15 protein-coding genes and 1 pseudogene are annotated in these 16,367 nt (G+C 47.7%); 3 read left to right on the top strand and 13 right to left on the bottom strand.

The window, feature by feature from the left end; genetic code table 11:
* The 6 genes and pseudogenes from ACQY6I_RS12185 to ACQY6I_RS12160 form a co-directional block, all read right to left on the bottom strand.
* A pseudogene (locus ACQY6I_RS12185) lies at positions 1 to 136 on the bottom strand (transposase); the annotation flags it as partial.
* Between the two features lie 230 nt (positions 137 to 366).
* The gene (locus ACQY6I_RS12180) at positions 367 to 528 is read right to left on the bottom strand and encodes an SDR family oxidoreductase (RefSeq protein ID WP_428241758.1); all 162 of its coding nucleotides are present in this window, start codon (positions 526 to 528) and stop codon (positions 367 to 369) included.
* Positions 467 to 952, bottom strand: a complete 486-nt coding sequence (locus ACQY6I_RS12175) for an SDR family oxidoreductase (protein ID WP_428241757.1) — start codon at positions 950 to 952, stop codon at positions 467 to 469. Before ACQY6I_RS12175 ends, ACQY6I_RS12180 begins: the two co-directional genes overlap by 62 nt.
* A 107-nt stretch (positions 953 to 1,059) precedes the next feature.
* Positions 1,060 to 1,926: a hypothetical protein gene (locus tag ACQY6I_RS12170; RefSeq protein ID WP_428241756.1), complete on the bottom strand. Its 867-nt coding sequence runs from the start codon at positions 1,924 to 1,926 to the stop codon at positions 1,060 to 1,062.
* 157 nt (positions 1,927 to 2,083) lie between these two features.
* The gene (dapB, locus tag ACQY6I_RS12165; RefSeq protein WP_428241755.1) at positions 2,084 to 2,815 is read right to left on the bottom strand and encodes a 4-hydroxy-tetrahydrodipicolinate reductase; all 732 of its coding nucleotides are present in this window, start codon (positions 2,813 to 2,815) and stop codon (positions 2,084 to 2,086) included.
* 30 nt (positions 2,816 to 2,845) lie between these two features.
* The gene (locus ACQY6I_RS12160) at positions 2,846 to 3,949 is read right to left on the bottom strand and encodes an ABC transporter substrate-binding protein (protein ID WP_428241754.1); all 1,104 of its coding nucleotides are present in this window, start codon (positions 3,947 to 3,949) and stop codon (positions 2,846 to 2,848) included.
* 392 nt (positions 3,950 to 4,341) lie between these two features.
* Here ACQY6I_RS12160 and ACQY6I_RS12155 point away from each other — a divergent pair, with 392 nt between their 5' ends.
* Positions 4,342 to 6,795 (top strand): PEP/pyruvate-binding domain-containing protein, encoded by a 2,454-nt coding sequence (locus tag ACQY6I_RS12155; RefSeq protein ID WP_428241753.1) that lies wholly within the window; start codon positions 4,342 to 4,344, stop codon positions 6,793 to 6,795.
* Positions 6,796 to 6,918: 123 nt separating this feature from the next.
* Here ACQY6I_RS12155 and ACQY6I_RS12150 read toward each other — a convergent pair whose 3' ends face one another.
* Positions 6,919 to 7,857, bottom strand: a complete 939-nt coding sequence (locus tag ACQY6I_RS12150; protein WP_428241752.1) for an EamA family transporter — start codon at positions 7,855 to 7,857, stop codon at positions 6,919 to 6,921.
* The gene (locus ACQY6I_RS12145) at positions 7,847 to 9,127 is read right to left on the bottom strand and encodes an ATP-grasp domain-containing protein (protein WP_428241751.1); all 1,281 of its coding nucleotides are present in this window, start codon (positions 9,125 to 9,127) and stop codon (positions 7,847 to 7,849) included. The genes ACQY6I_RS12150 and ACQY6I_RS12145 overlap by 11 nt, the downstream gene beginning before the upstream one ends.
* A 390-nt stretch (positions 9,128 to 9,517) precedes the next feature.
* Between ACQY6I_RS12145 and ACQY6I_RS12140 the strand changes: the two genes are divergently transcribed.
* Positions 9,518 to 9,658, top strand: a complete 141-nt coding sequence (locus ACQY6I_RS12140) for a hypothetical protein (RefSeq protein ID WP_428241750.1) — start codon at positions 9,518 to 9,520, stop codon at positions 9,656 to 9,658.
* Positions 9,659 to 9,831: 173 nt separating this feature from the next.
* On the opposite strand, the gene ACQY6I_RS12135 is transcribed toward ACQY6I_RS12140, so the two are convergent.
* A complete protein-coding gene (locus ACQY6I_RS12135; protein WP_428241749.1) occupies positions 9,832 to 11,199 on the bottom strand; it encodes a sigma-54 interaction domain-containing protein in 1,368 nt (455 codons plus the stop codon).
* Between the two features lie 327 nt (positions 11,200 to 11,526).
* On the opposite strand from ACQY6I_RS12135, the gene ACQY6I_RS12130 reads away from it, so the two are divergent.
* Entirely contained in the window at positions 11,527 to 11,679 is a 153-nt protein-coding gene (locus ACQY6I_RS12130; protein WP_428241748.1) for a hypothetical protein, read from the top strand.
* Positions 11,680 to 12,194: 515 nt separating this feature from the next.
* Here the strand turns inward: ACQY6I_RS12130 and ACQY6I_RS12125 are convergent.
* From ACQY6I_RS12125 to ACQY6I_RS12110, 4 genes are all read right to left on the bottom strand, one after another.
* Positions 12,195 to 13,322 (bottom strand): FAD-binding oxidoreductase, encoded by a 1,128-nt coding sequence (locus ACQY6I_RS12125; protein WP_428241747.1) that lies wholly within the window; start codon positions 13,320 to 13,322, stop codon positions 12,195 to 12,197.
* 328 nt (positions 13,323 to 13,650) lie between these two features.
* Complete coding sequence (fecE, locus tag ACQY6I_RS12120) at positions 13,651 to 14,418, bottom strand: Fe(3+) dicitrate ABC transporter ATP-binding protein FecE (protein ID WP_428241746.1); 768 nt, start codon at positions 14,416 to 14,418, stop codon at positions 13,651 to 13,653.
* 3 nt (positions 14,419 to 14,421) lie between these two features.
* Positions 14,422 to 15,384 carry a Fe(3+) dicitrate ABC transporter permease subunit FecD gene (fecD, locus tag ACQY6I_RS12115; protein WP_428241745.1) on the bottom strand — a complete coding sequence of 321 codons (963 nt, stop codon included), beginning with the start codon at positions 15,382 to 15,384 and terminating at the stop codon, positions 14,422 to 14,424.
* Entirely contained in the window at positions 15,381 to 16,358 is a 978-nt protein-coding gene (locus ACQY6I_RS12110; RefSeq protein WP_428241744.1) for an iron chelate uptake ABC transporter family permease subunit, read from the bottom strand. Before ACQY6I_RS12110 ends, fecD begins: the two co-directional genes overlap by 4 nt.
* Positions 16,359 to 16,367: the final 9 nt, after the last annotated feature.

Genomic DNA, 16,367 nt, shown 5'->3' with positions numbered 1-16,367 from the left:
ACTGGCGGCGGTGTTCGTAACTGGTTTGAGTGAGAGGATCGAAGCCGCAGAGAAAGGCCCGTCGAACGCAGCGGGAGGTACAATGATAGTACGGGGTGGCATGGAGTGATATCTGCGACTTCCTTGATCGGGCCATGGCTTCATCCTGATATATATACAGTACTGAATAATGCCTGCTATCGAAAAATTGATCAAGTTTTAAAGTGGGTGTCTCCGAAAATATTTCAAAAACACCTTTCCACATAAATGGGTGTCCCATAAATAAAACCATAAAACCCAAGTGGATGTCCTTTAAAGAAGACGCGAGGTGGGTGTCCTTTAAAACAAGATGGGTGTCCTTTAAAAAATTTTAAAAGGTTTGTGAATTTAATATCCTCGAAAAAAGCCGCCATCCATAACCAGGTTCTGACCGGTCATTTGGTCAGACATTGGACCGAGTAACGATAGAATCGCTTGTGCAATGTCTTCAGGCGTTGAGTACCTGCCACTCGGAACATTGTCGGTTTCGATGGTCAACTTGTTCTTCATAAGTTCTCTGATTTTTTTCGGCTTTACGTTGCAGTTTATGAATATATGAATCCGTACGTACTGCTCCCAACGATAGTGTATTTATTCTGACTCCTTGATCAGCCAACGTCAGAGCAATGCTCTTACTGTGTCCCACCCATGCCAAGCGCATGGTATTAGCAGCACCATAGTGTGGTAATGCACATACAGAGCTTAATCCATTCACAATTACAATCTTAAATGGCTTGGGGAACTGCTGAACATCCAGCACCATTCTTAATGCTTGTAATGGGTTCACGTATGTTTTTCCCATATATTCATGATATTCATCTGGCTCCGGAAATAATCCGTGCAGAGGCTCAACTCTTGGAGGAATTAAAACGACACCATCAACAGCACCGATTTGTCGATCGGGTTGAAAACCCGCTAGATCTTCAAAATCCAAATGCACATGACCGGGAACACTGCGGCTTGCTGGTACCCAATCGATATCAGAAGCATGGTTTAATAAGGCGTCTCCAACTCCACTCGAAGCGCATGTCAGCTAAATTCTCAAATGACTACCATCTCCATATAAGAAGGATCTATATCGAATATCTGAGACTCACCTTTAATGGTTAATATCACCTGGTTTTCCCGAAACTGATGGACTCCAACAGCAGTGTTAATAATTGCACTTCTGCTGATATGGCGGGTGCCGGGAAATATCACAGCAATATCACTGAGCGATGCCCTTATGCGAAGTTTTGAACCATCGAGATTTATAAAATTAATGTATGGATGACTCCTCTCGCCATATACCCAGTTATCATGAAAACCAACTATGCGACGGTTGCTTCCCATAACTCGAGACAAGGATTGCCGTATGTCAGATACCGTTAATGTATTCGATTCCTGATCTTGGTTATGCTCAGTTTTTGGCTTATAGAAGAACAGAAAGAAACCTGATAGCAAAACCACAGAGGAAGCAACCAAATAACATGCATATATCTTAAAGAACAGCGAAAAATTAAACCTGACCTGGGTTAACCATTCAATCTCTCCCAGTAATTTCTCTCCCAATCGAATATCAACGCTACCGCTGTCTGTGGATTTTCGAGCAAGCTCCGACAATTTGGTTCCATTGGAGCAAACAGAAATATTAATGTCAGAAACTTCCTGGAAGTTTAAAAATTTAGAAGACAGACAAATAGGAAGACCTGTGGTTTCATAAAGATGATTAGCCCAATTTGACATACGTCGTTCAAGTGCAGGGACATTAAATTGGTAGACATCATCCATAAAGCTATAGGAGGATGTCACATCACGCAGGAATACTGAGGCTCTTGGTATTGGGTTCAAGAATTTTGCAATAATGGTTGTAATTACAATACCTGACATTATTGCAGCCAAGATCAGTATTGAGAGCTTTAATCTCATTTATTATATCCTGGTTAAGCTACTGATTTTGCCCGGCAAACCAATTTCAGCATCCATACAATGTAAATTGAAATAAAAACCTTTGGATCCATACGAGCTCAATAAAATCAATGAATCGCCATTCAGGTGCTAGGGAAAGCATTAAACATTTTGATCGCTATTCCAATATATATTCCAACCCATAAAAAAGTTGCTGGTACTGCCCAACTTTCTTACAGGCCAGGCATATTCCCGGCATAAACGATTCCCTGTGCTGAGAGTTATGTTCAATTTTCAGAGTTTCGCTGAGACCGCCGAAAAATACCGTTTGTTGTGCGACGATACCGGGCAGGCGTATTGAATGGATGGGTACATGCTGTAATAGCGCCCCTCTGGCACCGGCTAACAGTTCTTTGGAATTAGTGGGTGTCCTTTCCATAGTACAGGCCTGAGAAATAAGTTCGGCTGTACGAATACCCGTACCGGAAGGACTTTCTTCTTTCTTGGGGCTGTGAGCCTCTATAATCTCCACGTCCGGCAGGTAGCGGGCGGCCATTTCGGCAAACTTCATCATCAATACAGCACCAATGGAAAAGTTTGGAGCAATAACACCCCCCACTTTTTTCTCTGCAGCAAGCGCCTGCAACTCAGCAACCTGTTGTTGCTGAAAACCCGATGTGCCGACGACAGGGCAAACACCAGCCTCGATTATCGTTCTGGTATTTTGGAAACCGACTGATGCAACGGTTAATTCGACCACAACATCCGGGCGCAATTCCTGGATCATGGCAGCCAGATCATGCTCACGACCAACGCCGCCCACAAACTCAAGTTCCGGATCCTGGCTAACCGCTTTAACCGCTTCTGTCCCCATACGTCCACGGGCACCATTTATCATAACTCTGATCATAAATTTGCTCTCTTTTTTGCCGATATCAGTTCAGTCCGACTGGCTAATACTGAGGGATGAGGGTATCAGGTGGGCCTCTTCTCCCCCTGAGTATTCATAAAAGAAATAGTGTTTCCGACGATAACCGCTTTCTGAAAAGACGATGGGTTGACCATCGAAAATGGATGGTCGATGACTGTGAGCCAATACCGCCAGAGGGCCTTCTGTGGTCCGGCTACGCCCCCATTCTACAGCCAGCGAGACCATGTCATAGACATAGGCATTTACGAAGGTTGGATGACTTTGTTTACTGCAGCGTTGATAAAATGCCGCCCAGAAATCATCTTTATATTGGCCCCTGACTTCTCCATCCCAGTTTTTCAGAAAAACCATTCGGGTCCCATTATTGTCGATTGACGGACCAACAATTTCGATAAATTCTTTACGTGCCCCAATGGAATCAGGGCCGATCAGGATGACATTACCATCATCTCTAAGTTGTCGATAAAGAAGTGCGATTTTAGGGTTTAACAGGGCCGCAAACACCACATAACCCGATAAATCCGGAAGCTTAAGCAGGCTGTCACCCACTACGTTATGCTCTGTGACCGCAACGGAGGCATTCATGATTTTCAATTGGCTCATAAACTGAGCTGACAACTGCTTGGAGTAAGCACTGCTGGCATCGGTAATCACTGCCAGTGGCCTGGATGGATAGCGCTCCAGGTAAAACTGGGCTAACGCTTCCGCCTGATCATTATTTCTGGGAAACAGCGATAAGCCTTCCTTCGGGGTCTTGATCACACTATCACTGGTCGCACTGGTCAGATAGGGAATATGTGCCTCTTTTAAGACAGAGATGGCCGCAATGGCCTCATCGGATATTAATGGTAGTAACGCCAGGTCAACGCCATCTTCAACCATTTTTTGCGCCGCAGTAACTGAGCCGATACGACTGCGATGATTTTCATAAATACGAAAGGTAACTCCAGACCGCTCTTGAATAGATTCAACGATACACAACTTTTCTATCGAACTGGCATCTGCCGCTCTCTCGCTTATGCCTCCAAACATCACTCCGATATTTTGAGCAACGGCTAAACCGCTATTGGCCAGCCCCAAAAACATAAAAATCACGTGAACAACTTTGTGCATTTTGAAACACTCTTGTTTTGTGACAGGACACCCCTAAGAGCCGCGATAGTACTGAATAAACGCTAAGTTGTTAACCACGGAAAATGTCGCTTATCTGCCTTTAATGCGCACAGTTAATGAATAAGCGATCTTGTTTCTATCTCTGAAATATTTATCAATATCCTCTACTCAATCAGGCCTTCAATCCGCTGTGGACGCTGTAAAAGTTTGATGCTTCCGAAACTTTTTCAGCAATAGCAGACGCTGTTATGAAGGACATTTTCCTCCCCTGATTGACAGAATATGAACGAACACAGGGCGTTCAGCAGAGATATGCATTTCATACTAAAGAATGAATTTTAAAGAGCGATTTTGTCCTTGCCGGCTCTCACCTTACAAACAGGAATAGACATGTGACTTATTTTTATGGTCTGAGCGAAAAAGCAGATGTTTCCGAAATCGGTTACAAAAGCAAGATGCTGTCTGAGCTTCACCTACTGGCCGATCGAACTCTGTATGAAGATCTGAATATCGTTGTTCCGGAAACTCTGGTTCTGAGTGCTGATTTTTATCGTGATCAGATCAATACCCTGATCAAGCGACATACTTTTCTGTTTCGGAATCTGACATCTACGAAGCACCTGAACAAACTCAGTCGTACAATAAGTGCGGAACTTGCGGGAATTGATCTGGACCGCGACAGCAAAGAGCAGTTACAGGATTGGCTGGCAAGCTTTCCAGAGGACTCGACTTTTGTGTTACGAACGTCTGCAACTTTTGCAGACCATAGTGATGCTATTCACAGCGGTCAGTATGGTAGCTATTTCAGCCTGAGCGGAGACCAGGTCTGGCATCACATCAAGCGTTCCTTACAGACAATGTGGCGTCCTGAAGTCATTAACTACCGTATGGTGCATGGTTTGTCCCATATGGATACCGCTATGGCCATCATGATACAACCGATGTTAATAGCAGATGCATCTGGCATTGCTTTTTCAATCAACCCACTCAACGGAGAGTTTCACGAGAGCCATGTCCAGCTGATTTTACCGGCAAGAAGCAAAACAGATAATCGCCCTATCAGCCATCATGACTGGATGGTTCGATGGCCCACTGACGCAACCACTGGCAGTCAGCCATTTTCAACGGCACCTTCCGAACCGGTAGCAGAGGTGATCAGTTTATCCGATCAAACGACGAACGTTCCGCTATCTAACACGGATGTTACTCGTCTTGCCAGCTTTACCAGAACAGTCATGTACGGACAAAAATGTCCTTGTAGTGTTGAGTGGGTGCAAGTTGGCCGTCAGATATATCTGATGCAAACTCGTACACAGGAAAATCTGCCTGACAAACTAGACCGTGCATCAACTATTCATCTGTTCCCAGAACCATTAACTCCTTTGATGGGTGACTGTGCCAGCAACGCTTTGAATGTATCAATCAAAGAAGCCAGCAAGGGCTCTGAACTGATCATGACAGGAACCCGGGGATGCTGTTATCGCGATGGATTCATTTATGGCAATCGAACCATTATCGCGCAGCTGGCACTCAGTGGTATAACTCCCGGTACGGGTCACCAGCCAGACTCACTGGAAATACCGGAATATTATCGTCAATCAAAGAGTCTGTTGAATTTACCGGTGCAATCAGCCAATGACCTGGATGCTTTTTTGGCTCAGGTCCGTCTGCTAGAGCAACAAGAGCTTTCTCAGGCGGAACTCAGTCAGTGTCAATATCATCTCGAACAGGTAATGGGTCTTACGCATGAATATTTCGGTGCGTATATCCGCCGTACCCTGGCAAAACAGTTTTTCAGCCGCCACCTCTATCACATTCTGGCCACGGTTGTGTACGAACCAATGGAAAGCCAACAGCTTTTTCTGGCCCTTATTGGTGCCACTCGTACTAAATCGTCGAGGATCAATCAGTTGATACGATCACTGGTCAAACAGGTGCAAGTGATGTACAGCCATCAGATGGAGCAATTGGACCCACCAGATATCAGTGAGTTAACCCAATGCCCGGAAAGCTTCAGGCAAACGCTACTGCACTGCATTGAGCATTACCAGGAAGGTTCGGATTTTTACGATTCCGGTTGGGATGAAAGCCCCACCACGGTATGGACACTATTGCATGATCTGACCGGTCGTGTATTTGATTTTGATACCCAGACGCGATTGGAACGTGACAAACTGGCGGCACTTAAAACCCTGTTTAACCAGGTACCGGCTGAGTATCATTTTACGTTGCAGGGCTTCGTTCATTATGCAGAAAGTTTTACTGCTATCGAGACAGTGGAGAATGTACAAGCCAGCCAGATTGGGAAGTTGTTACGTCATACCCTGACGATTCTGGGTCAACGTTTTGAATTAACGGATCCCCTGGATTTGTTTTTTCTCACCCAAACGGAAATTCAGGATCTACAACAGTGGCGTCTGCCAACCACTCTGCGCCAGCAGATGTTGGCACGGAAAGCAGCATATTTGGCCGACCGCAATTCAAACGGTGAAGAGACTTCCGGATCAGTGCAACAGCCTGGCAATGGAACCTTATGCGGCATTCCTGCCAGCCCGGGTATTGCATGCAGCGTCGTATATCGGGCCAATTGTCTTGACGATATTGAGCAAATGCCTGCCGGAGCTATTCTGGTGATCAAAAATGCTCATCCCCGCTGGCTGCCGTTTTTTTATCAAGCAGCAGGGGTCATCGCAGAAGCGGGTGATGTGCTGAGTTATTGCGCAGTCACTGCCCGTGAGATCGGCATACCCGCAGTGGTAGGCGTCGGACCAATGGTTGCTCAACTCAAACCTTTTCAGCATGTGGAGATTGATGGGCTGTCCGGCACCATTACGCTCACCGACTGAATCTGTATACACACGTCACTATTCTGTCAGGTCACCTCAGGTGAACTGTTTCGCCCGACGCATTTTGATCGGGCTCTTTTTTGGACTTCAGTCAACAATGCGAGGTATTTCGGCGACATCACCTCAAACCTGTTTCAAAGTCTGCCTGATCCTTAAAAACAGCTTTTCATTACTGAGCATGAGCAGACCACACAACAGTAAAATAGCCAGTAATTTGCCATGATAGTATTGGAGTGCTGGATCAAACAGCTCAAAGATCATGGTCAACAACGGAGATACATTGATGATGATGGTCACGTACAGGGCCGGTGCACGCTGAATCCCTTTCTGTAGTAACCATAACGGCAGTATGTTTCCGAGCAATACAATCACCGCAAGATATGACCAAAAGTGATCAGAGAACAGGTACTGACGGTGATCCTGTGGCAGAGCAAGCGCCACACATATCAACAACAGAGGAAAACGCAACGCCTGTACCTGAACGGCGGAGAAGTCCTGCTGGTGTAAATGGCGGGACAAATAGGTATACGCAGACAGACTCATGGCTGTCAGACCACAGAGCAGCAACAAACAAAAGCTGAACAGCCAGACGGATGAGAACGGATTGTAACGTTTGTGGTCTACAGCCAAATATAACAGTAAGCCGGCTGTCAGAGTCAATCCCACGATAACGGTTCGATAATGACCACTGATCGGCCTGCCCTGATAATATTCGTAAGCAGCCCCCATCACCGGCGATAAACCAAATATGATGGCAACCATTAACGACGGCTCTATCCATTTCAGGCCGATAAATAATCCCGCCCAGGCTCCAGCCGTGACAATATTGATCAGAAAAATTAATGGTAAGTGGGGCTGAGTGTGCGACCAACGCACTGGTCGGAACAGCAGCGTTATCAGGACAAATCCACTCCAGGTACCTAAAAACGTCCAGAATAGCAGTACGAATACCGGAAGGTTCTGCAGCAGGTGAGAGAGCACCACATCGATGATTGCGCCGATAAACGCATAGGCCAGTATGTAGCCGGATCCTTGCATACGGTTTTCTGAATCATGGGACAAAATCAAACATTCCCCGCTGTTCTAATTGGGTTAGCCACTGGTAATCATTCTCCACTTCTTCAGGGTCATCGTGGCACAGAGCAACCCAGCCAGGAGATGTGAATACGTCACGAGTGATGGAGATTCTGGTGCCTTGTTCCGGTAGCTGACAAGCCAGAAAAGTTTCTCGCGCGCGAATATCCGAAACCGCTCTTACGGCTTTCAGGTTACCGCTTTGATACGCGATCAGCTCTTTGATTTTCAGTGCTTTTAATGGCCGATAAGGCCGGCTCAATGCCGCCATAAATAAATCCGGATCCAGATAACACTGCACCAGTGCATCAATCTGAGTCTGTGCCAGCGCATCCCTGGACAAAACCGGAAAACCGGCACCATGAATACGGGCACCGGTTTCAATCAATACCCAACCTCGAGCCGTTAGAAACAATTCACTATGGCCAGCACCATAGTGAATTCCAAGAACATCCAGGCATTTAAAAACGTAGTTCTGCAACTCTGCTAACTGCGCGTCCGGCAAACTGATCAGTTCGGTAAACTCGCAGACAGCCGAGCCACCATTGTGCTGACCTTTGCCCATTTTCCAGATAGCACATAACCGGTGACGACCATGCATACTGACGGTATCCACCACATATTCTTCACCAACGATATATGGTTGCAGCAGCACTTCCGAATTAGGCAGATTCAATTGATTATCTGCACCAAACAACATATTAAAGGCATGTCGCAGTTGATTCATATCGGCACATACGGACACGCCGTCAGTACCTGAGCTTTCAACAGGTTTTAATACCACCCGACCGGAGTATTCCAACAACTCCGGTCCATATTGCTCAATCTCTGCAATACTGCTGACACACGTTGATGGAATGTGTTTCAGGCCGGCAAGCTTCAGTTGCATCTGCATAGCCAGCTTGTTTCGCCGTACCTGGCTGCTGGCAAAATCATTACCGGGTAACGTCAGTTTCATCGCCAGCAGATCCGTAAGCATCGTACCGGTTTCACAACCGGTTACCACTGCGGTAATCGACAGTTCTTCAAGATGATGCCAGAACCCGGGCGTATTACTGTAAGTTAATTGCTCGACAAAACAATCAGGCCGGTAAGAATGTAATAGCTTCTCTGGCAGATTATTCCGGCTCTGAATATGAACACACTGACAACCGGCCTGTTGAAACGCAGGGGCAATATCGATACCGGATGAATAAGCATCCACTATTGCAACGGTGTGGGCATGCGGAGAGGGTGATCTGGAGGTTTTAGTTTTCATGGGCAATATGCCTACCGGAAAAGGTTACAAGTCACAGGGGCAATACTGACGTTCACAGCTTGCCCTCTTCCTTCGGTGTTTTTAAGCTATTACCAGCTCAGCGGGAATAGTAAATTCTGTTGGCGGGGTACAAAATCAAATGCGCCACAAGCTTCATCCAACAATACAGCTACAGCTTCATATACAGCTGTTACATGTTATTCATCCACTTCAATATGCCTGTCGAAAAAAGTGGGCGAGCATCATATTACCATTACTCAGCTCATCGTCCAGGCTTCTTTCAATACTCGTTTGATAACCATGTGATCTTTGAGAGCAGGTTTAATTTAAGCCATTCTTCCTGCCGCATGGTGCAAAAATACGACATGGTTTAAGTGCAAGGTACTCCATGTGAACAAACCTGACCAATTGGCCATAGACCAATCGATTCTGCATAAGGGAACCCGTTGTTTATACCTGAAACTGGCTGTGCAGCCTGGCATTCAAACCGATTTTTCTGTAGATGAATATGGACGCGACTACTCAAAATGATGAGGTATATGATTTACATTTTTAAAAACAAATACAGTAGAGATTGATCATTCTCAGCGCGTTGCACGCAGATGTAATTTTTATAACACGGGGAATCACCCATAATTTCAAAAAACAAAAACAGACTCTGATTACTTTGAATGGTTCCCAAGACACAATGAACAAATAAGAAATTATCTATGATAATTATTGCTATCTATACCGTACTTTTTTACCAAACGGCCAAATGTACGTCTTTCTTTTCCAGCCATTCTGGCGGCTTTGGCGATGTTTCCGCCAGCCACCCGTAATGCCTGGTCAATATAATTACGCTCAAACAACTCTACCGCCTGATTTTTTGCCGTGCTGAACAATTGTAATGTTTCAACCCCATTTGGCTTTGATGCTGATTTTTCATTCGGTTTAGGACAGTTACCTGACTCATGTTTCATGTATTTCGAAACCGAAAATTCAGGTTCGCCTTTGGGCCGAGTTACGCGGATTTCTTCGGTGGGACTCAACAGGAATACTCGATGTATATAGTTTTCCAATTCGCGAATATTACCTGGCCAGTCATAATCAATCATCCAGGAGATAGTATCCGCATGAAGGTATTTTTCTGGCTTTTGATATTGCCGACTGAATTGGTTCATAAAATATTCCGCCAACAATGGAATATCCTCTGCGCGTTCGCTTAAGGTGGGTAAATTTAATCCTAGAATATCCAGACGAAACAGTAAATCATCACGAAAACGTCCCTGCTGCACCCACTCTTCCAAAGGCCGGTTGCTGGCAGCAATCAACCGCACATCAGCCTGACGAACTTTCTCTGAACCTAAGGGCCTGAACTCACGATCCTGCATGAACCGCAATAATGATACTTGTGACTTTAAGCTCAGGCTATCAACTTCATCGAGAAATAATGTACCACCCTGGGCCTGCTCTACCAATCCCAGATGCTTTTGTTTGGCATCGGTAAATGCTCCGCGCTCATGGCCAAACAACTCGGCAATAAACAGATCATCATTGTATGCGCCGCAATTGACGGCAATAAATGGCTTACTTTGCCTGGAGCTCAAATAATGTATAGCCCTGGCAGCCACTTCTTTGCCAGTACCGGTTTTGCCTTTTAACAATACCGGCGCATCGTATTCAGCCATCTGATGAATGAATTGGACCAGCTGCAGAAATGCCTCTGACTGACCAATCAACGACAGCCCGGGAATCGGAGACTGCAGGCTGGATTCATAACCACTGTCGTGCAGCCACTGACGAATGGAATTGGCCAGGATAATTGGATCCGTTGGTTGTTCGATAGTAGTGGCACCAGGTATTTGCCGTCGGGACTGACAAAATGCAATATGAAATAAATAATGATCATCAAGAGCATGAATATCTGGCAATCGCCCCTGCTGATCTTCAACAATTAGATTGGGTATGGTATCGGCTATCGGACGATCACTCTGGATGACATCAATATCCAGACGCATAAGTGCATCGAGGATAATTTGCTGTTCTGCTGTAAAAAATAATCTGACAAGTCGCACCAACTTCTGAGTCATCAGAATTCCCTCACTCTGGACCAGTGTTCTGTTCGCAAACCGGAATGTTCATAGCATGTACGCGTTCGTCACCGGTATTAAAAACGCTGCGTTAAAGTCTGCGCAAATCGATCACTTGTGACCGACAAACTAATTTTTCCCAGACTTTCGCTGTACACAGGCTTCCCCACCAACATTATTTAACAGATCCATATCATGATCAGATGTGACAAAATGCGGGTCTATTTCAACGGCATGGAAAACATCAATTGACCGGAAAATGGCTTTACTCATCCTTGCAAACCACAAGCCGCAACAAAACCGAGCACCTCAATAGGGACCAACAAATTGCTTTACGCCGCACAGCCAGAGCATTATCGGGTACCAATGTTTCAGGTAACAGCAGGTATCGTCTGCCAGCATAACAATGCAGCCAAACGCTATAGTGTTTTTGTCGCGATGACCGCCAAAACGGCAAAGTTCAGTAAAGACCGCCAGTGACGTTTTCGCAACCGCTAACGTTCTCGTTTGAGAGCCACTCAAAACCGCCAACGTTACACACGACACGGCACTATCGTCGCCCAGGCATGATTCCATGCACCGCTGACAAAATGAACGCAGCTCACATAAGAGTAGCGAACTGCTTATTATTTCCAACTAAAGAATGATATCCAAGAAACAAAGCCTGGCAGGTATCGTCAGACAAAATGCTTCCCGCATCTTGTGCAGGCTTTTTCTTCGTATTCAGTGGCAACTAGTTTGAATTGAGTAGTACGGCATGCCGAAGCAAGAAAGGATTAGGCTCAGACCATCCATTGGTTTGGGTTTGGGTTTGGGTTTGGGTTTGGGTTTGGGTTTGGGTTTGGGTTTGGGTTTGGCAGGTTGTTGCTGTTTTTCCTTTGTGCTGTGAGTAGTCCGCATCCTCCTCTGCGGCAATTCGGTTATGATCGACAAACTGCGCTTTTGATGCCCAGCACATCTCATACACCTATGGTTGTTCAGCTACAAATATACGGCTAGTACTCGATGGCAACATCCGTTTTAGGGACACTGCAGCAGGACAGAATATACCCAGCTTCGACATCTTCATCGGTTATACCGCCGTTATGTTCCATGGTCACTTCACCGGTTGTTTTGAGCACCTTACAGGTCCCACAAATACCTACACCACAACCTTTGGGAATATGCATCCCCAGTTTAGCCGCAGCGTTGTGGACAGTCTCCCCCGGTGCAACCTGTACACTCTTGCCAGTTGCAGTGAATTGCACTTGAAGCAAATCTTCCTGATTAATTGCATCGGCCTCTTCTGACGCAATCTCAGCCTGTTCCAGAGCATCCTGTTTGACGTCACTGGGAGTGGCACCGAACGACTCCTCGTGATAACGAGTCATGTCGTAACCCTGATCTTTCAGCAGTTTCTTAACTGCCGCCATATATGCAGTCGGACCACAACAGAAGATTTCCCTTTGCTGGTAGTCCGGTACCATCAGCTCCAGTTTGGCCAGATCCAGATAACCACGATAACCATGCCAGACCTGTCCAATCTCCTGGCGCTCACAGATCATATGCAAAGCAAAATGCGGCACTCTGGAAGACATGTGCTCAAGTTCGCGCTGATAAATAATATCTCTGGGTGTTCGGGCACTGTGTACAAACGCAATATCCACTTCACTATTGGTATCAAAATACCAACGTGCCATTGACATCAACGGCGTAATTCCCACCCCACCTGATAACAACAACACTTTGTCTGCCGGGTTATCGATACAGTTAAACAAACCGACCGGACCGTGTACGGCAATGACATCGCCCTGGCGCAGGTTCTCGTGCAACCAGTTGGATACATACCCATTCGCTACTCGCTTGACCGTAATAGAAAAACTATACGGCACAGATGGAGAACTTGAGATCGTGTAAGAACGCATGACCTGAACACCATCGATCTCCAACTCCAGCGTGACAAACTGGCCAGGCTTAAAAAAGAACATGACCGGCTGCTCAGCCATGAAGATAAAGGTTTTAGTATCCCAGGTCTCGTAGATCTCTCTGACACAACGCACCACATGCCGGCCGTTACTCCAGATATTAGTACTGACTGCAGTGTAGTAAGGTGTGATCAGGGCATTTTCAGGTGACTGGGTCATGCAATTCATCTCCATAGCGAATGGCCCGATTGTGCAGACAGACACACAGCTAAAGTTACCTGTTTACGACACGCATTTACGCTTTTTCCGGCACCGAAGGCTCACGGCCTCCTACAATTGTTATATCAGTGCCTTGTTAGTGATTAATCAGGTGGGTGTCCTATAAATAAAGAGGGTGAATAAAGTGGGTGTCCCTTAAAAGTCAGTGATTGATCAGGTGGGTGTCCTCGATGTTTATTGGAAACTCATCTAGCTTGAGTGAGTGTCCAGGGAACGGAGGGAGAGCTAGAGTGGGTGTCCTATGAATACAGTGGGTGTCCCTTAAAAGTCATTCCACAACACACATAGGTGTACCAGCGATGGGATCAGGATAAATCCGGGCCTTGACCGAAAACACTTGTTGCAGCAGTTCAGCCGTAAGGACCGAAGTGGGTGTCCCCTGAGCGCGGATCGCGCCGTTGGCCATAATGACCAGGTGGTCGCAGTAGCGGCAGGCTTGGTTAATGTCGTGCAGTACGGTGACGATGGTCCGTCCCTGACGATTTAGCTGACGCAGCAATTGCATCAATTCGATCTGATGATTGAGATCCATGTAGGTCGTCGGTTCGTCCAATAGCAGATACGGGGTATCCTGGGCCAATGTCATAGCCAGCCAGACCCGTTGTCGCTGCCCACCAGATAAGTCGCTAACCATGCGTTCAGCCAGTTCCTGAATACCGGTTTGAACCATGACGCGCGTAATGGTTTCACGGTCGGACTGGTCGAGCCGCCCCCAGAATCCGGTATAGGGACTGCGACCATAAGCCACCAGCTCTGCCACGCTGACACTTTCCGGTATCTGCTGGGTTTGCGCCAGCAGGGCAAGTTGGCGGGCAATCTGCCGCGATGGCTGACGATGTAGATTCTGTCCCTGCCACAGTACCTGACCGGAACGCGGCCGCAGTAGTCGCGCCATGGTTTTCAGCAATGTCGATTTGCCACAGCCGTTGGGACCGAGCAGGGCCGTAATTTTGCCATCAGGGATCGTTAGGTCGACACCTTTGAGAATAGTTTCGGCACCATAGCCCACAACCAGGTTTTGAGTACTTAGTTGCATGAATTACTTCACCTTAAATAACAACCAGAGAAAATAAGGAGCGCCGAGGATAGCCGTCATAATGCCGGCCGGCAGTTCGATCGGCGGAGCGATCGTGCGCGCGGCAAGATCGGCGACCAACAGCAGTAATGCTCCGGTCAGAATGGCCGCCGGGATCAGTTGCTGATGACGGCCACTGGTCAGTTGTCGGGCCAGGTGTGGTGCCACCAACCCCAGAAAGCTGATCGGACCACAAACAGACACCACCGCGGAGGTGAGACCAATAGCAATCGCCAGTGCCATCGCCCGGACCAGAGCAACATTCACCCCCAGACCAACCGCATTATCATCTCCTAACCCGATCAAATTCAGCCGGTGCGCCAGCCATACGGCCGGTAACAGTAGCACCAGCCAGGGAGCCACCTGCGCCAGTTGCGACCAGCCCCTGCCCCACAAACTGCCAGTCAGCCAAAGTAGCGCATTGTTGATTTCCATCGGTCGCGTCAGCATCAGAAAGTCGATGCCACTGGCGCAACAGGCCGACAGCGCGACGCCGGTAATGGCAAATTTGACCGGTGGTGTTTTGTGACCACAGATCAACCACAACAGGCCAGCGGCCAACAAGCCTCCACTCAGTGCTACCCAGGGCAGCCACATGACCGACAATTGCGGCCAAAGGGTCATCATAATCACTGCTGCCAACCCGGCTCCCTGACTGACACCCAGAATGTCCGGTGACGCCAGAGGGTTGCGGATCACGCCCTGAACAAGCGTTCCAGCCAGTGCCAGCATGGCACCTGCCACCAACGCCAGAAAGATTCTCGGCAACCGGTATTCATGCACCGTAAAGAAGTACTCACTATCACTATGAAGCCCATTCCAAAGCTGACTCCAGGATAAATCCACGGCTCCCAGGACCAGATTCAACAACATCATCAACAGCACCAGAAGCACTAATGTGAGCAATCGGAAAACAGCGCTGTTCATGTACGGACTTTGACCATGTAGATAAAAAACGGTGCACCAATCAGCGCCAGTATCGCCCCGGCCGGGGTCTCTACCGGGTATACCACGGCCCGGCTGACAATATCCGCCAGCAGTACCAGTGCAGCCCCCAGCAACATACTGAATGGTAGTACCCGCCGATGGTCTACACCCATCCAGCCGCGTGCCATATGTGGAACCAATAAACCGACAAACGCAATTGAGCCCACTGCAGCAACCGTCGGACCCACCAGCAACAGCACCACGCAGCCGACCAATAGCCGGATCCAGCCAATATGAACACCGAGATTACGGGCCCCGTCATCCCCCAGAGTCAATAGGTTCAACGTTGGGGCTAGCATTAATGCGATGAAAAGTGCAGGTATAACGGCTGGCCAAAGGTAAGCAAGGACTGACCAACGGGCATTGGCGACACTGCCGGCCAACCAGGTGATCACGCCAGCAGCCTGATCTTCAGCCATGATCACTGCGGCTTTGGTCAATGCCGCACACAATGCCGATACGGCTACGCCGGCAAGCACCAGCCGACCGCGTTCGGCACCCGGTCGCCAGGCTGCTCCGAGCAACATAACCAGTATCCAGGCAATGCCACCGCCAATAACTGCAGCCACTGAACTAAGCATCACCCCCATCAATGATGAAACAGTCGATACCAGCGCCATTCCGAGTGCGGCGCCCGCATTGATCCCCAGAATAGACGGTGACGCCAGCGCATTACGGGTCAGTCCCTGCATCAGTACACCGGCGGCGGCCAGTGACGCCCCTACCAGCATGGAAGTGAGCATGCGCGGCAGACGTAGGTCCAACACGACTGCATGGACGATGCTGTCAGCCTGAGGCCGAAACAATGCCAGTAGCGTCTGTGCCGGGGATATATGAACCGGTGACCAGGCGAACAGCGAACACCATGCCAACAGCAACAGTACGATGAGTAGTAAAGCGGTTTTTAACCACATAAGCAGAAA

It is taken from the genome of Gynuella sp. (assembly GCF_050297175.1).
GTDB lineage: Bacteria > Pseudomonadota > Gammaproteobacteria > Pseudomonadales > Natronospirillaceae > Gynuella.
This window is presented reverse-complemented; position numbering and strand designations above follow the sequence as displayed.

What these genes read in the sequence shown, in the direction of transcription:
- ACQY6I_RS12180 (WP_428241758.1), bottom strand. Translation starts at nt 528, where the DNA reads ATGAAGAACAAGTTGACCATCGAAACCGACAATGTTCCGAGTGGCAGG.
- ACQY6I_RS12170 (WP_428241756.1), bottom strand. Translation starts at nt 1,926, where the DNA reads ATGAGATTAAAGCTCTCAATACTGATCTTGGCTGCAATAATGTCAGGT.
- dapB (WP_428241755.1), bottom strand. Translation starts at nt 2,815, where the DNA reads ATGATCAGAGTTATGATAAATGGTGCCCGTGGACGTATGGGGACAGAA.
- ACQY6I_RS12160 (WP_428241754.1), bottom strand. Translation starts at nt 3,949, where the DNA reads ATGCACAAAGTTGTTCACGTGATTTTTATGTTTTTGGGGCTGGCCAAT.
- ACQY6I_RS12145 (WP_428241751.1), bottom strand. Translation starts at nt 9,127, where the DNA reads ATGAAAACTAAAACCTCCAGATCACCCTCTCCGCATGCCCACACCGTT.
- ACQY6I_RS12135 (WP_428241749.1), bottom strand. Translation starts at nt 11,199, where the DNA reads ATGACTCAGAAGTTGGTGCGACTTGTCAGATTATTTTTTACAGCAGAA.
- ACQY6I_RS12125 (WP_428241747.1), bottom strand. Translation starts at nt 13,322, where the DNA reads ATGACCCAGTCACCTGAAAATGCCCTGATCACACCTTACTACACTGCA.
- fecE (WP_428241746.1), bottom strand. Translation starts at nt 14,418, where the DNA reads ATGCAACTAAGTACTCAAAACCTGGTTGTGGGCTATGGTGCCGAAACT.
- fecD (WP_428241745.1), bottom strand. Translation starts at nt 15,384, where the DNA reads ATGAACAGCGCTGTTTTCCGATTGCTCACATTAGTGCTTCTGGTGCTG.
- ACQY6I_RS12110 (WP_428241744.1), bottom strand. Translation starts at nt 16,358, where the DNA reads ATGTGGTTAAAAACCGCTTTACTACTCATCGTACTGTTGCTGTTGGCA.